Below are 14,534 nucleotides of genomic sequence, written 5' to 3'. Positions count from 1 at the left end.
CCTTATCGCAGCTTCAGCGTGGACAGGCCGATTACGGCAAGCACGATCGAGATGATCCAGAAGCGGATCACGACCGTCGATTCCTTCCACCCCTTCTGTTCGAAGTGGTGGTGGATCGGCGCCATGCGGAACACGCGCCTTCCGGTCCGCTTGAACCAGAAGACCTGGATGATCACCGAGGCCGCTTCGAGGACGAACAGGCCGCCGACGACGGCCAGCACGATCTCGTGATGAGCGGCCACGGCGATGGCGCCCAGCGCGCCGCCAAGTGCCAGACTGCCGGTGTCGCCCATGAAGACGGCCGCCGGCGGGGCGTTGAACCACAGGAAGGCCAGCCCTGCCCCCATGATACCGGCGCAGAAGATCGCCAGTTCACCGGCGCGCGGCACGTGGGGAATGCCGAGGTAGGTCGCATAGTCGACGCGGCCCGCGAGATAGCAGATGATCGCGAAGGTGCCTGCAGCGATGATCACCGGCATCGTCGCAAGGCCGTCGAGCCCGTCCGTCAGGTTCACGGCATTGCCGGCACCGACGATCACGAATGCAGCGAAAACGTAGTAGAACGGCCCCAGCGGAATATAGCGACCCGAAAGGAACGGCACATAGAGGTTGGTGTTGAGCTGGCTGACGATGATGTAGGCGGCAATGCCCGCGACCACGAATTCCATCGCCAGGCGCACTCGTCCGGGCACGCCCTTGTGGCTGCTCTTCGACACCTTGTCGTAGTCGTCCATGAAACCGATGGCGCCGAAACCCACCGTCACGGCCACGCAGGCCCAGACGAAGGGGTTGGACATGTCCATGTACAGCAGCATCGACACGATCACCGCGATCAGGATCATCAGCCCGCCCATCGTGGGCGTGCCGCGCTTGGCGAGGTGAGATTGCGGGCCGTCCTCACGGATCGGCTGGCCCTTGCCCTGGCGGATTCGCAGCATGTTGATGAACTTCGGCCCGATGATCAGACCGATGACGAGAGCCGTCATCAGCGCGGCGCCGGAGCGGAACGACTGGTAGCGAAAGAGGTTGGCCAGCCCTTCGAAATGAAACCATTCTGCGAAAAGATACAGCATCTTGCGGGGTGAACCCCTACCCTTCCTGCTTGCTGAGCGCGGTCACGAGGGAAGCGAGGCCCACCGAATTCGAACCTTTGACAAGGATTGCATCATCCCGCTCAAGTCCGAATGCGCGCAAGGCATCGACAGCTTCCCCTACACTGCCGCAATGCGCGAAAGCCACGGTTTTGCCAAGTTTCGCGCCTTCCGATTTCCCCAATTCCCCTTCGTCGAGGACCTTGGCGAGCGGCGCCATTTCCTCTCCGACGAGCACGGCGTAGTCGACGCCCGCCTCGCGGATCGGTTCGGCCAGGGCGGCATGATAGTCAGGCCCGTGGCTGCCCAGCTCCTTCATCGCACCGAGCACGGCGATCCGGCGACGCGCCGGAGTGCGGCCGAGCTGGGCCAGCGTCGCGCGCATCGAGGCCGGATTGGCGTTGTAGCTCTCGTCGATCAGCAGCGCCTTGCGTTGGCCTTCGTCGTCGGCCTCGCCGCCCGGAACGTCGATCTCGACGCGCGCACCGCGGCCCGGAAGGCCGCCCATTTCGGCGAGCGCCACGCCAGCTGCGCCAAGGTCTCCCTTGACCGCGCGTACTGCCGCCATGACGGCAAGCGAATTCATTACCCAGTGTTCGCCCGGGGCAGCGACGGTGTAGCAGACGCGGCGGTCGCCCATGTCCACCGTTACCAGCGAACCGCCGCCGATGGCCGAAACGGTATCAAGAAGGCGAACGTCGGCATCGGCGGCCTTGCCGAACGACACCACTTTCGCCCCACATGCCACCGCCGCATCGCGCAGGCGCAGGAAATGCGGGCTGTCCGCCGGGATCACCGCCGTGCCGCCTTCCTCCAGTCCCTGGAAGATCTCGGCCTTGGCATCGGCAATCGCTTCTTCGGAGCCCAGCATCTCGATGTGGGCCGGGGCAATGGTGGTGATCACCGCAACGTGCGGGCGCACCTGCCGGGTCAGCGCGGCGATCTCGCCGGCGTGGTTCATGCCCATCTCGAAGATGCCGAAGCGCGCGCGGCTAGGCATGCGCGCAAGGCTGAGCGGAACGCCGACGTGGTTATTGTAGCTCTTGACCGAGCGATGCGCGTCGCCGCGGCTGGAGCGATCGAGAGCCGCGAAAATCGATTCCTTGACGCCGGTCTTGCCGACCGATCCGGTCACGCCGATGATCGGACCGCGCGCGCGCTGGCGTGCGGCTGCACCCAGCTTCTCCAGCGCTTCGGTCGTGTCCTTCACGAGGATGTGAGGGCCGTCCACGGGACGGTCGACGACGACGGCTGCAGCGCCCTTGGCAAAGGCCATCTCGACGAAACGGTGCCCGTCCATGCTCTCCCCCTTCAAGGCGAAGAACAGGTCTCCGGGCTGGACGTCGCGGCTGTCGATCTCGACACCGGAAACGGTGAATTCGGCATTCGCCGTGCCCTTGACCGCGCGCGCGATCGCAACCGCGTCCCACAGCGCAGACGGGTTCTCATCCGACAGTTCAGCAGGCCAGTCGAGAATCCGGGCAACAGCGTTCATCGTCTTCTACCTCCCCAGTGCGCCAGCCATTTCCCTGGCAACCGTGACATCGTCGAATGGCAGGACGCGCACATCTGCGCCGCTGCCGATGATTTGTCCTTGCTCATGTCCCTTGCCGGCGATCAGGACGATATCGCCGGCTCCGGCTTCCCCGAGGGCGGCGCCGATGGCCTCCCGCCTGTCGCCGATTTCCCGGCCCCTGTCCTGCATGCCTGCCAGGACCATGGACCGGATCGCGGCGGGATCCTCGCCGCGCGGGTTGTCGTCGGTGACGATCGCGAGATCCGCGCCATCTGCCGCAACCTTGCCCATTTCCGGGCGCTTGCCCGTGTCGCGGTCGCCGCCCGCACCGAACACAACGATCAGGCGCCCGGCAACGTGAGGACGAAGCGCGGCAATCGCGGCTTCCAGTGCATCGGGCGTATGCGCATAGTCGACATAGACCGGAGCGCCGGACGGCGTGATCGCCGCGCGCTCGATTCGGCCCCGCACCGTCTGCAGGCGCTTGAGCGCGTCGAAGGTGGCATGCGCCTCGCCTCCGGTCGCCAGCACGAGTCCCGCCGCGACCAGGGAATTGGCGGCCTGGTATGCGCCGATCAGCGGCAGATCGATAGTGTGGTTCGTGCCTGCGTACTCGATCTCCAACTTCTGCCCGAGCCCGCCGGGCGTGCGGCCGAGGAGGCGGATATGCTCGCCCTTCGTGCCGACGGTAAACAGCTTCAGTCCGCGCTTGGCGGCATGTTCGATCGCCCTGTCGGACCACGCATCGTCCGCCCAGACGACTGCCGTGCCGCCGTCAACCACCACTTCGTCGAACAGACGCATCTTGGCGGCGAAGTACTCTTCCATCGTCGCATGATAGTCGAGGTGGTCTCGGCTGAGGTTGGTGAAGGCCCCGGCCGCGACGCGCGGCCCTTCGATGCGGAACTGCGAAAGGCCGTGGCTCGATGCCTCGTAGGCAACGTGGGTAACGCCCTCACGCGCCAGGCCGGAGAGGTTGCCGAGGAAAGTGACGATGTCGGGCGTGGTCAGCCCGGTCGAGACCGTCTCGTCGCTGGTGGTCACGCCAAGGGTGCCGATGGAGGCGGCGCGAATGCCGGCCATGCGCCAGATCTGGCGTGTCAGTTCGACCGTGGAGGTCTTGCCGTTGGTGCCGGTCACCGCGACCAGTGCCTGCGGCACGGGCGTGAAGAACTGTGCGGCCAGGCGGGCGAAAAGCCTGCGCGGCTCGGCATCGGCAAAGTGGATTGCGCCTTCCACCGTCGCATCGGGCGCGGCAACCACGGCGACCGCGCCGGCTTCGATGGCAGCAGCGATGAAATCCTCGCCGTTGAACTTCGCACCGCGGAAGGCGCCGAAGACAGTGCCGGGCGCGACCTTGCGATGATCGATGGCGAAGCCGGTCACCGTCGCCTCACCGCTCTCGGTCAGGGCGATGCCGGCTGCAGAGCAAAGATCGGTCAGTTTCATTCGCCGTCAGCCTCTGACGCACGCACTTCGTTGGGGATGAGCGGCTTGAGATCGGAAATGTCGATGTCGCGCGTTTCGTCGGGCATGATGCCCAGGATCGGGCCGATACGCGGGACGACGCGGCCGATGACCGGCGCGGCGTTCCAGGCCGCCGTGCGCTGGAATGAGGTGGCCTGCGTGCCCTGCGGCTCGTCGAGCATGGCGATCACGACGAAGCGCGGCTTGTCCATCGGGAAAGCCGAAGCGAAGGTCGAGATCAGCGAGTGGTGGCGATATCCGCCCGCACCCGGCTTTTCGGCCGAGCCGGTCTTGCCGCCGATGCGGAAGCCCGGGGCATCGCCCTTGCGGCCGGTACCGTAGCGCACGATCATGCGCAGGAGCTGGCGGCTGCGTGCGCTGGTCGAGGCCTTGAACACGCGGTGTCCGGCCGGAATGTCGGACGGATCGAGCTTCTTGAGCGTCGCCGGACGCCAGATCCCGCCATTGACGAGCGCGGCATAGGCGCTGGCCAGATGCAGCGGGGTAACGGCGATGCCGTGCCCGTAGGACACCGTCATCGTGCGCAGGCGCGGCCATTCGCCCTTGGGCCAGATCGGGAAACCGCGCGCGGGAAGCTCGATGTCGGGGCGGCGATCCATGCCCAGCGCTTCCATCGTCTTCTTGAGGCGCACGCCGCCCAGTTCGTCGGCAATCTGCGCGGTCACCACGTTCGAGGAATGGATCAGGGTTTCGGCCACGTTGAGCGAATCGCCCATCGCGTGGCTGTCCTTGATCGTGAAGCGCCCGACATGCAGCGGGTGCGCCGACCAGCGACGGCCAAGATCGGTGATCGTGCCGGCATCCATCGCCGATGCCACCGCCAGCGGCTTGAAGGTGGAACCCAGTTCATAGACCTGGTTGGTGACGCGGTTGAAGCCGTGAGGCACCTCGCCGAGCCTGGCCTGCTCTTCGGAAATGACCATGTCGGTCGGCTTGACGTGGTTCGGGTCGAACGAGGGCAGCGAGGCGAGCGCCAGCACTTCGCCGGTATCGACGTCGAGGATCACGCCGCCGGCGCCCTTGGCCTTCGATTCCGCCATGGCGCGGCCGAGTTCGTCTTCCAGCGCGCTCTGCACGCGAAAGTCGATCGAGAGGACGGCAGGATGAGTGCGCCCCTCGGGCGAGACGAGCTTGTCGTCGAAGGCCTCTTCCATGCCGACCTTGCCCTTGCCGTAGCTGTCGACATAGCCGAGCACGTGCGCGGCCATCGAGCCTTGCGGATAGTAGCGCGTCGCCTCGAGCGGAAATTCCAGCGCCGGTTCGCCCAGAGCGTGGACCTTGTTCGCGTCCTCGGGAAGGATCGACTTGCGGATGTAGCCTGCCTTGCCCGACTTCAGACGCTCAAGCACCTGTGCGCGGTCGAGATCGGGGAAGATGCGCAGCAGTCCGTCGGCCACTTCGTCGGGCGTGTGTATCAGCGCGTCGCCCTCGGTCATCGCGCGCGGATTGAACCACAGCGAATAGGCACGGAACTCGCGCGCCAGCGGCACGCCGTTGCGATCGACGATTTCACCCCGGTCGGGCACGAGCAGGTCGGAAAGGCTGCCGTCGTGCGCGGAAACACCGGTCATCCCGAGATAGACGATCCTGAGCAGCGCGCAGGTGCCCACAAGCACGAAAACGCCCAGGATCCAGAGCGTGCGCAGCTTGGCGACAAGCAGCGAGCGCTGGCGGACGTTGACGAGCTTGCGCCTTCCTGACGATATCGTTGTCGGGATCGCAATCGCGGTCACTGCTGGGCAGCCTCCGCCAGTTCGATGCGGGCCAGGCGCTTGCTCAGGCTGGCAGCGTCATGCTTTAGCGCCTTGAGTTCGGGATCGAGGTCCTTGGTTGCCGTTTCCTGAGACTTTTCAGCCTTTTCCGGCACTGCCGCAGTGGCGCCGCTGACCGGCGAAACCATCGCCAGCAACGAGCTTTCCGAAGCCTTGTCGGCAGGCGCTTCGGCATTGGCATAGCGGATCGGTTCGGGCGCGCCCGGCGCCGCCGCCTTGCCCAGCGCGGCAAGCTGGCGCTCGCCCTCGATGTACTGTCCAGCACCCGGCGCCTTGTAGCCGAACTCGAGATCGTTGAGCTGCTTGAGCGCCTGCTGGTTCGAGCGCGTCTGGAACTCCGTCTCCAGGAAGTCGATGTCGCGCTGCACGTAGACGATGCTCTTCTCGGCATCGTGCACCTGGCTCTTCACCGCATTCACCCGCAGGGTCAGGCCGATCGTCATCGCGCCGCAGACCAGCAGCACCGAGATCCAGCCGATCGAATGTACGCGATCGCGGGTGAGGTTCATGCTGCGCTCCTGTGGGTATCTCTGGCGGGGGCATCGGTGCGCACGGCGCTGCGCAGAGTGGCGGATCGGGATCTGGGGTTAGCGTCGAGTTCGGCCTCGCCAGGCCGGATTGCCTTCGACAGCTTGGTGAAAGTGGCCACCGAACCGCTACCGACCTGCGGCAGGTGACGGGAAGTGGAAGCCCCGCCGCCACTGGCATCGCGCAGGAAGCGCTTTACCTTGCGATCCTCGAGGCTGTGGAAGGTGACGACCGCAAGGCGGCCGCCCGGATTGAGCAGGTTTTCTGCGCCCGAAAGGCCTGCATCGAGCTCGTCGAGCTCTCCGTTCACATGGATTCGTATGGCCTGGAAGGTCCGCGTTGCCGGATCCTTAGGGGCGTTTGCGCCCTTGTACTTCGGATTGTAGCCAAGGGCCTTGCGCACCACCCGGGCCAGTTCCCCGGTGGTGGCCAGCGGCCGTGCAGCGACGATGGCGCGGGCGATCCGGCGCGACTGACGCTCTTCCCCGTAGAGGTAGAGCACGTCGGCGATCTCGGCCTCGTCCGCCTCGTTCACGAAGTCCGCAGCCGAAAGCCCCTGCTGCGACATGCGCATGTCGAGCGGGCCATCGGAACCGAAGGCGAAGCCGCGCTCCGCCTGATCGAGCTGCATCGAGGAAACACCGATGTCCATGACGACGCCATCCACCCCGGAAACGCCGGATTCTCCCAGGCCCTCGACCATTTCCGAGAAGCGCCTGGGGTGCAAGACGAGCCGCGGCGGATCGCTGTCCAGCTCGGGCCATTTTCCACGGTTGCGTTCGACCGCGGCAATGGCATCGGGATCGCGATCGAAAGCATGGACCGTCGCCCCGGCATCAAGCAGGCGCCGGGTGTAGCCGCCCGCTCCGAACGTGGCATCCACGATGACGTCGCCGCCCTGGGGGTTCAGGGCGGCGACGACTTCGTCGAGAAGCACCGGGACATGGGGAACGTGCTCCTCGGAGTGCTCGGGCATATGGTCTTGGGGCGCCGTCATTTCTTGCGCGCCTTTGCCAGTTCCTTTTCCGCAAGGCTGCGGCAGGCGGTCTTTGCCGCCTTCCAGTCGTCTTCCATCGCGTAGAGCTGCTCGGGCGCCCATACGGTGAAGAACTTGCCGTTGCCGCGGAAGTAGAGCTGGTCGGAGATTTCGGCGAGCGCGACGAGATCGTCGGGCAGAACGAAGCGGCCGCTGCCGTCGAAGGGGACCTCGTAGGAGGAATAGATGTCGCTGGCGCGCTTCTCGGCGTCGAATTCCCTGCCCGCGCGCAGGGCGACGTCCTGCATTTCCTTGAGCTCCTGCTCGAAGTCGGCGATGCGCGAAAGGCCAAAGCCCATGAGGCAGGGCCAACGATCGTGCGGCATCAGGCAGACCAGGTCCTTGCCGCTGGATTCGCGCACGGTGCCGCGAAAGACGTTGGGCAGCACGAAACGGTTCTTGTCGCGTTGAAGCGAAAAGCCCTGTCCGTTGTAGATGTATGGCTGCCCAGCCATGCCGCCCCATTTCCCCCTGAGGGTCCAAGTCTCGGAACAATGACTGACCCCGCCCCGACCGCGCGCTCACGCCATCGGGTTCCGTGCTCACGCATGAACACGGCGAGACTCAACCATTCCGATTGGCTGTCTTTGTATCGCGGGAAATTTGGGGACGAAAGGGAAAATCGGGGATCAGCCGGTTTTTTCCGCCGAATTTGCGACGAAATGCGGCGATCCCATGGGATCACCACTCCTCGATGAGAAATCATGACCCATATAAAGTACTGTTTTTAATGTGTATTTTTAGATATAAGCAGGCTCACCCGCGCCATCCCCGGGTCACACCGGTTATTCCCGCCCGATCCCCACCGAAACCCGGGTCAACAGCGCGTCCAGCAGCTTGCCGCGGCTTTCCGCGTCGCGCAGATCGCGCGAATCCTCGAACAGGGCGGCATCCGCCAGCGCGACGACCCGCCCTTTCCCCACCCGGCAATCGGCCAGGAACCCCGCTGCTTCCAGCGTGCAGTATCCATCTTCCTGCCTGAGCCGGAAGCGCCCCGGCAGGTTCACCGGGACCGCACCGGCCTCGAGCTCTACAAGACGCTCACCGGGTTGCTGCGATTCGTCGAACTCGAGCTCAAGGCCCCATCGCCCCAGGATCGGCGAGAGCATCGCGATATCCTGCGGGCGCCGCGCATCGCCCAGCGCGAATATCGAATGAGCCGTGAGCATGGGATCGGCAAAGAGCAGAACCCTGCCCCCGGCATTGACCCAATCGTCGAGCGCGACATTTTCCTGCGGCGTCAGAGGCCGCGGCTGAGCCAGCAAAAGGACGTGATCCTTCGCCAGAGGCAATGCTCCCGAAGCGTCTGCCAGATGGTCCAGCGGCACAAGCCCGGCCCGCGCCTGAACGAAGGCATGCGCCCAGCCCTGATCCTTGTCGCTCGAGAGGAAACCGCGAATGTCATCGCTCTCACCCCAAAGCAACGGAAGGCTCGAATAGACCCCCAGTGGCACAGGCGCTTGCGCCTCCCCACTTTTCCCCGCTGCATCCGATCCGCCGAACAGGTTGCATCCCGCCAAGGCGAGACAAGGCGCCAGCAGCGCCAGCAGCGCCTTGCGACTACTGATCAACGAGAGGTGCGGCCTCTCCGCTCTGCATCGGCGCAGGCCGCGGCCCTGCTGTCACAGTCGGGGTGGGCGTGGGGGTGGGCGTGGGATCGGAAGCCGGAACGACGCCGATGTCGGCCAGCGGATCGGACGCGGCCTTCTTGGGCTTGGCATCGACCGCGACCACTTCGTGGATCGGATCCTCGACATCGGTATTGCGGTCGACCCGGTCGGTGATGATGTTGGCAAGCCCGACCAGCAGCAGCATCGCGCACAGCCCGAAAGCGCCCACCTGCAGGCGATGCACCGCCTGTGAGCGCAAGTCGCGCGCGGAAGGCGGCACATAGTGCTGCGGGGTCGTGATCGGTTCGACCATAGGAGGCGGATAGTGCCCTGCCATCGGCAGGAGTTCTAACTTACCTTGCCAACCAAGGGAAGACCGGCAAGCCCTTCGCTTCCAGCCATTCCGGGTTGTAAAGCGTGGACAGATAACGGAAGCCCGTATCGCACAGGATCGTCGCGACGCGCGCATCCGTATTGCCCTGGGCCACCAACTGCTTGCCCAGCGCAACCGCCCCCGCCACGTTGATGCCGGAGGACAGGCCAAGACACAGGCCTTCTTCGGCGAGCAGGCGCGTCACCCACTCCAGCCCTTCCTCATCCGAGATGCGGAACTGGGTGTCGATCGGAGCGCCTTCGAGATTGGCGGTGATGCGGCCCTGCCCGATGCCTTCGGCAACCGAGGAGCCTTCCGCCTTCAGTTCACCGCAGGCGTAATAGTTGTAGAGCGCCGCGCCGTGGGGGTCGGTCAGGGCAACCGTCACCTTCTCGTCGAGCGCCTTGAGGCCAAGCCCGGTGCCCGCGATCGTGCCGCCGGTGCCGGCCGCGCAGGTGAAGCCGTCGATCCGGCCGCCCATCTGCTCCCACAGTTCGGGCGCGGTCGATTCGATGTGCGCCTTGCGATTGGCGATATTGTCGAACTGGTTGGCCCAGACTGCGTTTTCGGTCTCCTCGGCGATGCGGCGCGAGGTGTGCACGAAGTGCCCGGGGTTCGAGAACGGCGCGGCAGGTACCAGGACAAGCTCCGCGCCGAGCGCGCGCAGCGTGTCCATCTTCTCGCGCGACTGCGTCTCGGGCATGACGATGACGGTCTTGTAGCCCAGCGCATTGGCGACGAGTGCAAGACCGATACCGGTATTGCCCGCCGTACCCTCGACGATCGTGCCGCCCGGCTGCAGGGTTCCGCGCGCTTCGGCATCGCGCACGATCCACAGCGCGGCGCGGTCCTTCACCGAGGCGCCCGGGTTGGCGAATTCGCACTTGCCCCAAATCTCGCAACCGGCAGCCTCGCTAGGTCCCTTGAGCAGGACGAGCGGCGTGTTGCCGATAAGATCGAGCGTGGCGCGTTTGGCTTGCGGTACGGTCATGACCGGGAATTAGGAATTCGGAGCGCAAGGCGCAAACGAATTGCGCCTTACCCCCCTCAATTCAAACTTCCAGCGCGGAAAAGCTCAGTCTTCCTGTGCGATCGTCACCTTCAGGCCTTCGAGGGCGCCGGTGACCGGAATCTGGCACGAGAGACGCGAGTACTCGTTGCGGTGATCCGAGCTGTCGAGCAGGTCGTTCTCGTCTTCGCTCATCTCCGGCAGCTTCTCCATGAAGGCCGGATCGATGTGGACGTGGCAGGTCGCGCACGAGCAGCAGCCGCCGCAAAGCGCCAGAAGTTCGTCGAAACCGCTGTCGCGGATAACTTCCATCAGGGTACGACCTTCGCTGGCCTCGACGCTGGATTCTTCACCCGACTGGTTGACGACGGTAATCTGCGGCATTCTCAGGGGTCCCCTTTAAATCTCGACATAGCGCAATTTGGCGTGTTTCAGCACTTGGCCTAGGCTGCTAATCGCGGTGCAGACCATTTGCAAGGCAATCGAAGCATGGGCCTGAACGCCAACACCATTAAACTTGGACTCGATGCTCTCGCGGCGCGGGAGCCCGGGTTCGCGCGGGCGCTGGACCTGGCGGGCTATCCCGAACCGCGGATTCGCCAGCGCGGTTATGCAACGCTGTTGCGCACCATCGTCGGCCAGCAGGTAAGTGTGGCTGCCGCAGCTTCGGTCTGGTCCCGGCTCGAGGCGCTACTGGGCCAAGGCCTGCCCCCCGATGCGCTGCTGGAGGCCGACTTCGATGCCCTGCGCGGCTGCGGCCTCTCGCGCCAGAAGCAGGGCTATGCGCGATCGCTTTGCGAGCTGGTCGTGGCCGGCGCACTGGACCTGGAGAACCTGCCCGAAGACGACGAGGCAGCGATTGCCGACCTCGTGCGGATCAAGGGCATCGGCCGCTGGTCTGCCGAGATCTACCTTCTCTTCGCCGAGGGCCGCCCCGACATCTGGCCGGCCGGTGACCTCGCCGTGCAGTCCGGGCTGCACCGGATACTCGGTCTCGATGCACGCCCAAGCGAGAAGGAAACCCGCGAACTGGCAGAAAACTGGCGCCCGCACCGCGGCAGCGCTGCCATCTTCACCTGGCACTGCTACAACAACGCCGCCCTCTGATCAGGCCGGAAGGATCGCGACCGGCAGGCTGGCGCGCGCAGGAAATTTCGCCTCGATCCAGCGGCGCAGCCGGGGCGACTGACGCTCGGTCAGGATCGAGATCGCCGCGCAGGCGCCGACGACCAGCGCCAGCAGTGCGGTGAACTCCGGAACGCTCTCGGTCCGACCCAAGCCGTGAGAGAGCAGGAACTGGATGAGCGGCCAGTGGAACAGGTAGAGCGTGAAGGAGAAACCGGCGAGGCCCTGCGCAAGCCCGGCAAGGCGCATGACCTGCGGCTCCAGCGCGGTGACCAGGGGCCGGGCGGCCAGGATCGCCAGCGCCATGATCAGCGCCATCGCAAGATCGGCAACCGCCCAGACCGACCACTGGATCGCGAAAGGCCACCAGGACTTGAGGAAGGGGATCAGCACCTCGCGGTCGATTTCGAACAGCTGGAGCGCCAGAAGCGGGCACAGGACGAGCAGGATCGGCGCGAGCGCAAGCGGCACGCGCCGCACGAGGCCGAAATGAGTCAGCGCGACGCCGACCAGCCAGACCGGCATGAGCAGCAGAATCGAAGGCCCTGCCAGCAGGCAGGCAAGTCCGGTCGCCACATAGCGCCCCCAACCGCGCAGAAAGAAGGCCAGCGCGAAGATCGCGTAGTACCAGACTTCGTAGCACAGCGACCAATAAGGGGGATTCCAGACCGGCGCAGGCATGCCCGGCCAGGCGCTGACGAAAGCAAGCGGCGGAATGAAGCGCTCGGCGACCTCGGCCGCCTCGTTCGGACTGTTGTCTATGGGCACATGCGCAGGCCCCGCCAGCACATAGGCGGCCAGGAGGCCGAACAGTAGCGCCGGGACCGCCACAGGCAGGATCCGCGAAAATCGCGAGATCGCAAAGCGGCGCAGGTCTGACCGCCCGCCGAGCACCGAACTGCTGATCACCAGCCCGGAGAGGACGAAGAAGACGATGACGCAATAGTGCTGCATGCGCACGCCGAAGGGAAAGTCGCCGGCGTACAGGCCCAGTTGCACCGCGTGGCCCAGGGCGACGAGCAGTGCTGCGCCGAAGCGCACGAAATCGAGGACGACCGAAAGCGGCCGATTGAGGAAACGCTCATCCATGGAGCGAGACCGAATGGATCAGGTAGCCGGAGCGAGGCCGTCGATGAACGACGCCAGGTCCACGTCGCGCTGACTGAGGCCGTCGGCATCGTGAGTCGTGAGCGTGATCACGACGCGATTGTAGACGTTGAACCATTCGGGGTGGTGATCGACCTTGTCGGCCTGGATCGCGACCCGGGTCATGAACCCGAAAGCCTCGTTGAAATCCGCGAACTTGAGCTCGCGGGTAATGGCAAGGCCATCCTCGCGAAGCGACCACCCCGGCAGCCCTGCCAGCACCTCGTCCAACTTCGCACCAGATAGTCGCTCGATCGCCATTATGGTCTCCTTGGCAGTTCGCCGCCTTTCCACTATCGACTGCCTCCATGCAAGAGGCCTTTATCGTCGTCCGGGATCTCGCGTGTCGACGTGGGGACAGGCTGTTGTTTCGTAATCTTTCCCTGACCCTCAACGCCGGACAGGCGCTGCAGGTTGCAGGCAGCAACGGCATCGGCAAATCGAGCCTGCTGCGCATCGTCGCCGGTCTTGCGCCCGCCTATGCCGGTTCGGTCGAATCGCAAGGCACCATCGGCCTCGTCGACGAACGCCCCGCCCTCGACCCGCACCTCCCGCTCGGCAAGGCGCTGGACTTCTGGCAGGGGATCGACAACGCAGCGGACAACGGACTGGCGCGCCTTGGCCTTGCCGGCCTGCTGGACGTGCCGGTGCGCTACCTTTCAACCGGCCAGAAGAAGCGCGCCGCGCTCTCGCGCCTGATCGGGCAGAAGGCGCCGATCTGGCTCCTCGATGAGCCGCTCAACGGACTCGACGGACATGCCGTGGAACTGACCGAGCAACTGACAGCGGAACACTGTGCGGCAGGCGGGATCGCCCTGATTGCCTCGCACCAGACATTCTCCCTGCCCGGCATGGAAAAGCTGGCCCTCGCGGACTACGCGGCATGAGCGGCCGCTTCTCAGCCCTGCTGCGCCGCGATCTTGCACGCCTGCTGCTGGGCGGACGCGGCGGCGGCGCGGTACTGCCGATCCTGTTCTTCCTGTCCGTGGCGATGCTCTATCCCTTCGCCGTTGGCCCTGACGCCCGCCTGCTGGAGCGCACCGGCGGCGGGGTGATCTGGGTCGCTGCCCTGCTCGCCGCGATCCTGCCGCTCGACCGCCTGATCGAACCCGACATCGAACAGGGCATGTTCGACCAGTGGGCCCTGCGCGGCATTTCCGAGGAAATGGTGATCACCGTGCGGGTGCTGGCCCATTGGCTCAGCTTCGGGCCGCCGCTCATGCTGGCGGCCCTTCCCGCTTCGGCGCTGCTGGGCATCGATGCCCAGACGCTGCGAATCGTCGAAATCGGACTGCTGGCCGGCACACCGGGCCTTGCGGCCCTTGGCGTGACCGTGGCGGCCCTGACTGCAGGACTGCGCGGAGGCGCGGCGCTCTCGGGCCTGCTGGTCATCCCGATGGCCGTACCGCTGCTGATCTTCGGCGCGGGCAGTCTGTCGCTTGGCGGCGAAAGCGGCCTGGCCTTGACTGCCGCGGCCAGCCTCGTCCTGCTGGCCATCGCGCCCTTCGCCGGCGGCGCAGCCGTGCGCGCCGCGCGCGGCTGAGGCCTGCCAGCCCTTTCCCCCAACTCTCCAGTCCGCATCGATCAAGAGCCGGTGTCAGGCAGGCATCGTGTCGCACCTGGCCGCAGCCTGTGGACAACCTTGCGCAAAAGCCCGGCAGAACCCCGGGATAACGGACTCATAAGGTGGGAAAAGTTGGCCGGGGCATTGGGTGGGTCACTGGAGGGCGGCCCCGGCCAAGGTGCAGGATGAGAACGACAACCCATGACAATTGCCGCTCCTGAGGGGCTTGACGAAGCGCGTCAGCCACGTATCACTAGCTAATGATAATCATTCGCA

Annotated in this window: 16 protein-coding genes; 3 read left to right on the top strand and 13 right to left on the bottom strand. The window is 65.4% G+C overall.

Translation table 11 applies throughout. The features are described from left to right. Window positions 1–2 precede the first annotated feature (2 nt). From mraY to ddmB, 11 genes are all read right to left on the bottom strand, one after another. Window positions 3–1,073, bottom strand: a complete 1,071-nt coding sequence (gene mraY / locus PP1Y_RS09860; protein ID WP_007012066.1) for a phospho-N-acetylmuramoyl-pentapeptide-transferase — start codon at window positions 1,071–1,073, stop codon at window positions 3–5. A 16-nt stretch (window positions 1,074–1,089) separates the two neighbouring features. Continuing rightward, window positions 1,090–2,586 (bottom strand): UDP-N-acetylmuramoyl-tripeptide--D-alanyl-D-alanine ligase, encoded by a 1,497-nt coding sequence (gene murF / locus PP1Y_RS09855; RefSeq protein ID WP_013832099.1) that lies wholly within the window; start codon window positions 2,584–2,586, stop codon window positions 1,090–1,092. A 6-nt stretch (window positions 2,587–2,592) separates the two neighbouring features. Then, complete coding sequence (locus tag PP1Y_RS09850; protein ID WP_013832098.1) at window positions 2,593–4,056, bottom strand: UDP-N-acetylmuramoyl-L-alanyl-D-glutamate--2,6-diaminopimelate ligase; 1,464 nt, start codon at window positions 4,054–4,056, stop codon at window positions 2,593–2,595. Then, window positions 4,053–5,828, bottom strand: coding sequence for a penicillin-binding protein 2 (locus PP1Y_RS09845; protein ID WP_013832097.1), 1,776 nt, complete (start codon window positions 5,826–5,828; stop codon window positions 4,053–4,055). Before PP1Y_RS09845 ends, PP1Y_RS09850 begins: the two co-directional genes overlap by 4 nt. Next, the gene (locus PP1Y_RS09840) at window positions 5,825–6,376 is read right to left on the bottom strand and encodes a hypothetical protein (RefSeq protein WP_013832096.1); all 552 of its coding nucleotides are present in this window, start codon (window positions 6,374–6,376) and stop codon (window positions 5,825–5,827) included. Before PP1Y_RS09840 ends, PP1Y_RS09845 begins: the two co-directional genes overlap by 4 nt. Then, a complete protein-coding gene (rsmH, locus tag PP1Y_RS09835; protein WP_148274934.1) occupies window positions 6,373–7,392 on the bottom strand; it encodes a 16S rRNA (cytosine(1402)-N(4))-methyltransferase RsmH in 1,020 nt (339 codons plus the stop codon). The genes PP1Y_RS09840 and rsmH overlap by 4 nt, the downstream gene beginning before the upstream one ends. Continuing rightward, a complete protein-coding gene (locus PP1Y_RS09830; protein WP_007012071.1) occupies window positions 7,389–7,886 on the bottom strand; it encodes a division/cell wall cluster transcriptional repressor MraZ in 498 nt (165 codons plus the stop codon). The genes rsmH and PP1Y_RS09830 overlap by 4 nt, the downstream gene beginning before the upstream one ends. Before the next feature lie 330 nt (window positions 7,887–8,216). Further along, entirely contained in the window at window positions 8,217–9,002 is a 786-nt protein-coding gene (locus PP1Y_RS09825) for a GldG family protein (protein WP_232512599.1), read from the bottom strand. Beyond that, the gene (locus tag PP1Y_RS09820) at window positions 8,992–9,378 is read right to left on the bottom strand and encodes a hypothetical protein (protein ID WP_051010006.1); all 387 of its coding nucleotides are present in this window, start codon (window positions 9,376–9,378) and stop codon (window positions 8,992–8,994) included. Before PP1Y_RS09820 ends, PP1Y_RS09825 begins: the two co-directional genes overlap by 11 nt. 16 nt (window positions 9,379–9,394) lie before the next feature. After that, entirely contained in the window at window positions 9,395–10,405 is a 1,011-nt protein-coding gene (locus PP1Y_RS09815) for a cysteine synthase A (RefSeq protein WP_013832092.1), read from the bottom strand. 84 nt (window positions 10,406–10,489) lie between these two features. Then, window positions 10,490–10,807, bottom strand: coding sequence for a dicamba O-demethylase ferredoxin subunit DdmB (ddmB, locus tag PP1Y_RS09810; protein WP_013832091.1), 318 nt, complete (start codon window positions 10,805–10,807; stop codon window positions 10,490–10,492). Window positions 10,808–10,912: 105 nt separating this feature from the next. Here ddmB and PP1Y_RS09805 point away from each other — a divergent pair, with 105 nt between their 5' ends. Then, entirely contained in the window at window positions 10,913–11,530 is a 618-nt protein-coding gene (locus PP1Y_RS09805; protein WP_013832090.1) for a DNA-3-methyladenine glycosylase, read from the top strand. On the opposite strand, the gene PP1Y_RS09800 is transcribed toward PP1Y_RS09805, so the two are convergent. Then, entirely contained in the window at window positions 11,531–12,637 is a 1,107-nt protein-coding gene (locus PP1Y_RS09800) for an acyltransferase (RefSeq protein WP_013832089.1), read from the bottom strand. It abuts the gene before it with no gap. Window positions 12,638–12,655: 18 nt separating this feature from the next. Then, complete coding sequence (locus tag PP1Y_RS09795; RefSeq protein ID WP_007012079.1) at window positions 12,656–12,955, bottom strand: 4a-hydroxytetrahydrobiopterin dehydratase; 300 nt, start codon at window positions 12,953–12,955, stop codon at window positions 12,656–12,658. Between the two features lie 47 nt (window positions 12,956–13,002). On the opposite strand from PP1Y_RS09795, the gene ccmA reads away from it, so the two are divergent. After that, window positions 13,003–13,581 carry a heme ABC exporter ATP-binding protein CcmA gene (ccmA, locus tag PP1Y_RS09790; protein ID WP_013832088.1) on the top strand — a complete coding sequence of 193 codons (579 nt, stop codon included), beginning with the start codon at window positions 13,003–13,005 and terminating at the stop codon, window positions 13,579–13,581. Next, window positions 13,578–14,237 (top strand): heme exporter protein CcmB, encoded by a 660-nt coding sequence (locus tag PP1Y_RS09785; RefSeq protein ID WP_013832087.1) that lies wholly within the window; start codon window positions 13,578–13,580, stop codon window positions 14,235–14,237. Before ccmA ends, PP1Y_RS09785 begins: the two co-directional genes overlap by 4 nt. Window positions 14,238–14,534: the final 297 nt, after the last annotated feature.

It is taken from the genome of Novosphingobium sp. PP1Y (assembly GCF_000253255.1).
GTDB lineage: Bacteria > Pseudomonadota > Alphaproteobacteria > Sphingomonadales > Sphingomonadaceae > Novosphingobium.
This window is presented reverse-complemented; position numbering and strand designations above follow the sequence as displayed.

What these genes read in the sequence shown, in the direction of transcription:
- PP1Y_RS09850 (WP_013832098.1), bottom strand. Translation starts at nt 4,056, where the DNA reads ATGAAACTGACCGATCTTTGCTCTGCAGCCGGCATCGCCCTGACCGAG.
- PP1Y_RS09840 (WP_013832096.1), bottom strand. Translation starts at nt 6,376, where the DNA reads ATGAACCTCACCCGCGATCGCGTACATTCGATCGGCTGGATCTCGGTG.
- PP1Y_RS09800 (WP_013832089.1), bottom strand. Translation starts at nt 12,637, where the DNA reads ATGGATGAGCGTTTCCTCAATCGGCCGCTTTCGGTCGTCCTCGATTTC.
- murF (WP_013832099.1), bottom strand. Translation starts at nt 2,586, where the DNA reads ATGAACGCTGTTGCCCGGATTCTCGACTGGCCTGCTGAACTGTCGGAT.
- ccmA (WP_013832088.1), top strand. Translation starts at nt 13,003, where the DNA reads ATGCAAGAGGCCTTTATCGTCGTCCGGGATCTCGCGTGTCGACGTGGG.
- ddmB (WP_013832091.1), bottom strand. Translation starts at nt 10,807, where the DNA reads ATGCCGCAGATTACCGTCGTCAACCAGTCGGGTGAAGAATCCAGCGTC.
- PP1Y_RS09820 (WP_051010006.1), bottom strand. Translation starts at nt 9,378, where the DNA reads ATGGCAGGGCACTATCCGCCTCCTATGGTCGAACCGATCACGACCCCG.
- rsmH (WP_148274934.1), bottom strand. Translation starts at nt 7,392, where the DNA reads ATGACGGCGCCCCAAGACCATATGCCCGAGCACTCCGAGGAGCACGTT.
- PP1Y_RS09815 (WP_013832092.1), bottom strand. Translation starts at nt 10,405, where the DNA reads ATGACCGTACCGCAAGCCAAACGCGCCACGCTCGATCTTATCGGCAAC.
- PP1Y_RS09805 (WP_013832090.1), top strand. Translation starts at nt 10,913, where the DNA reads ATGGGCCTGAACGCCAACACCATTAAACTTGGACTCGATGCTCTCGCG.
- mraY (WP_007012066.1), bottom strand. Translation starts at nt 1,073, where the DNA reads ATGCTGTATCTTTTCGCAGAATGGTTTCATTTCGAAGGGCTGGCCAAC.
- PP1Y_RS09830 (WP_007012071.1), bottom strand. Translation starts at nt 7,886, where the DNA reads ATGGCTGGGCAGCCATACATCTACAACGGACAGGGCTTTTCGCTTCAA.
- PP1Y_RS09795 (WP_007012079.1), bottom strand. Translation starts at nt 12,955, where the DNA reads ATGGCGATCGAGCGACTATCTGGTGCGAAGTTGGACGAGGTGCTGGCA.
- PP1Y_RS09785 (WP_013832087.1), top strand. Translation starts at nt 13,578, where the DNA reads ATGAGCGGCCGCTTCTCAGCCCTGCTGCGCCGCGATCTTGCACGCCTG.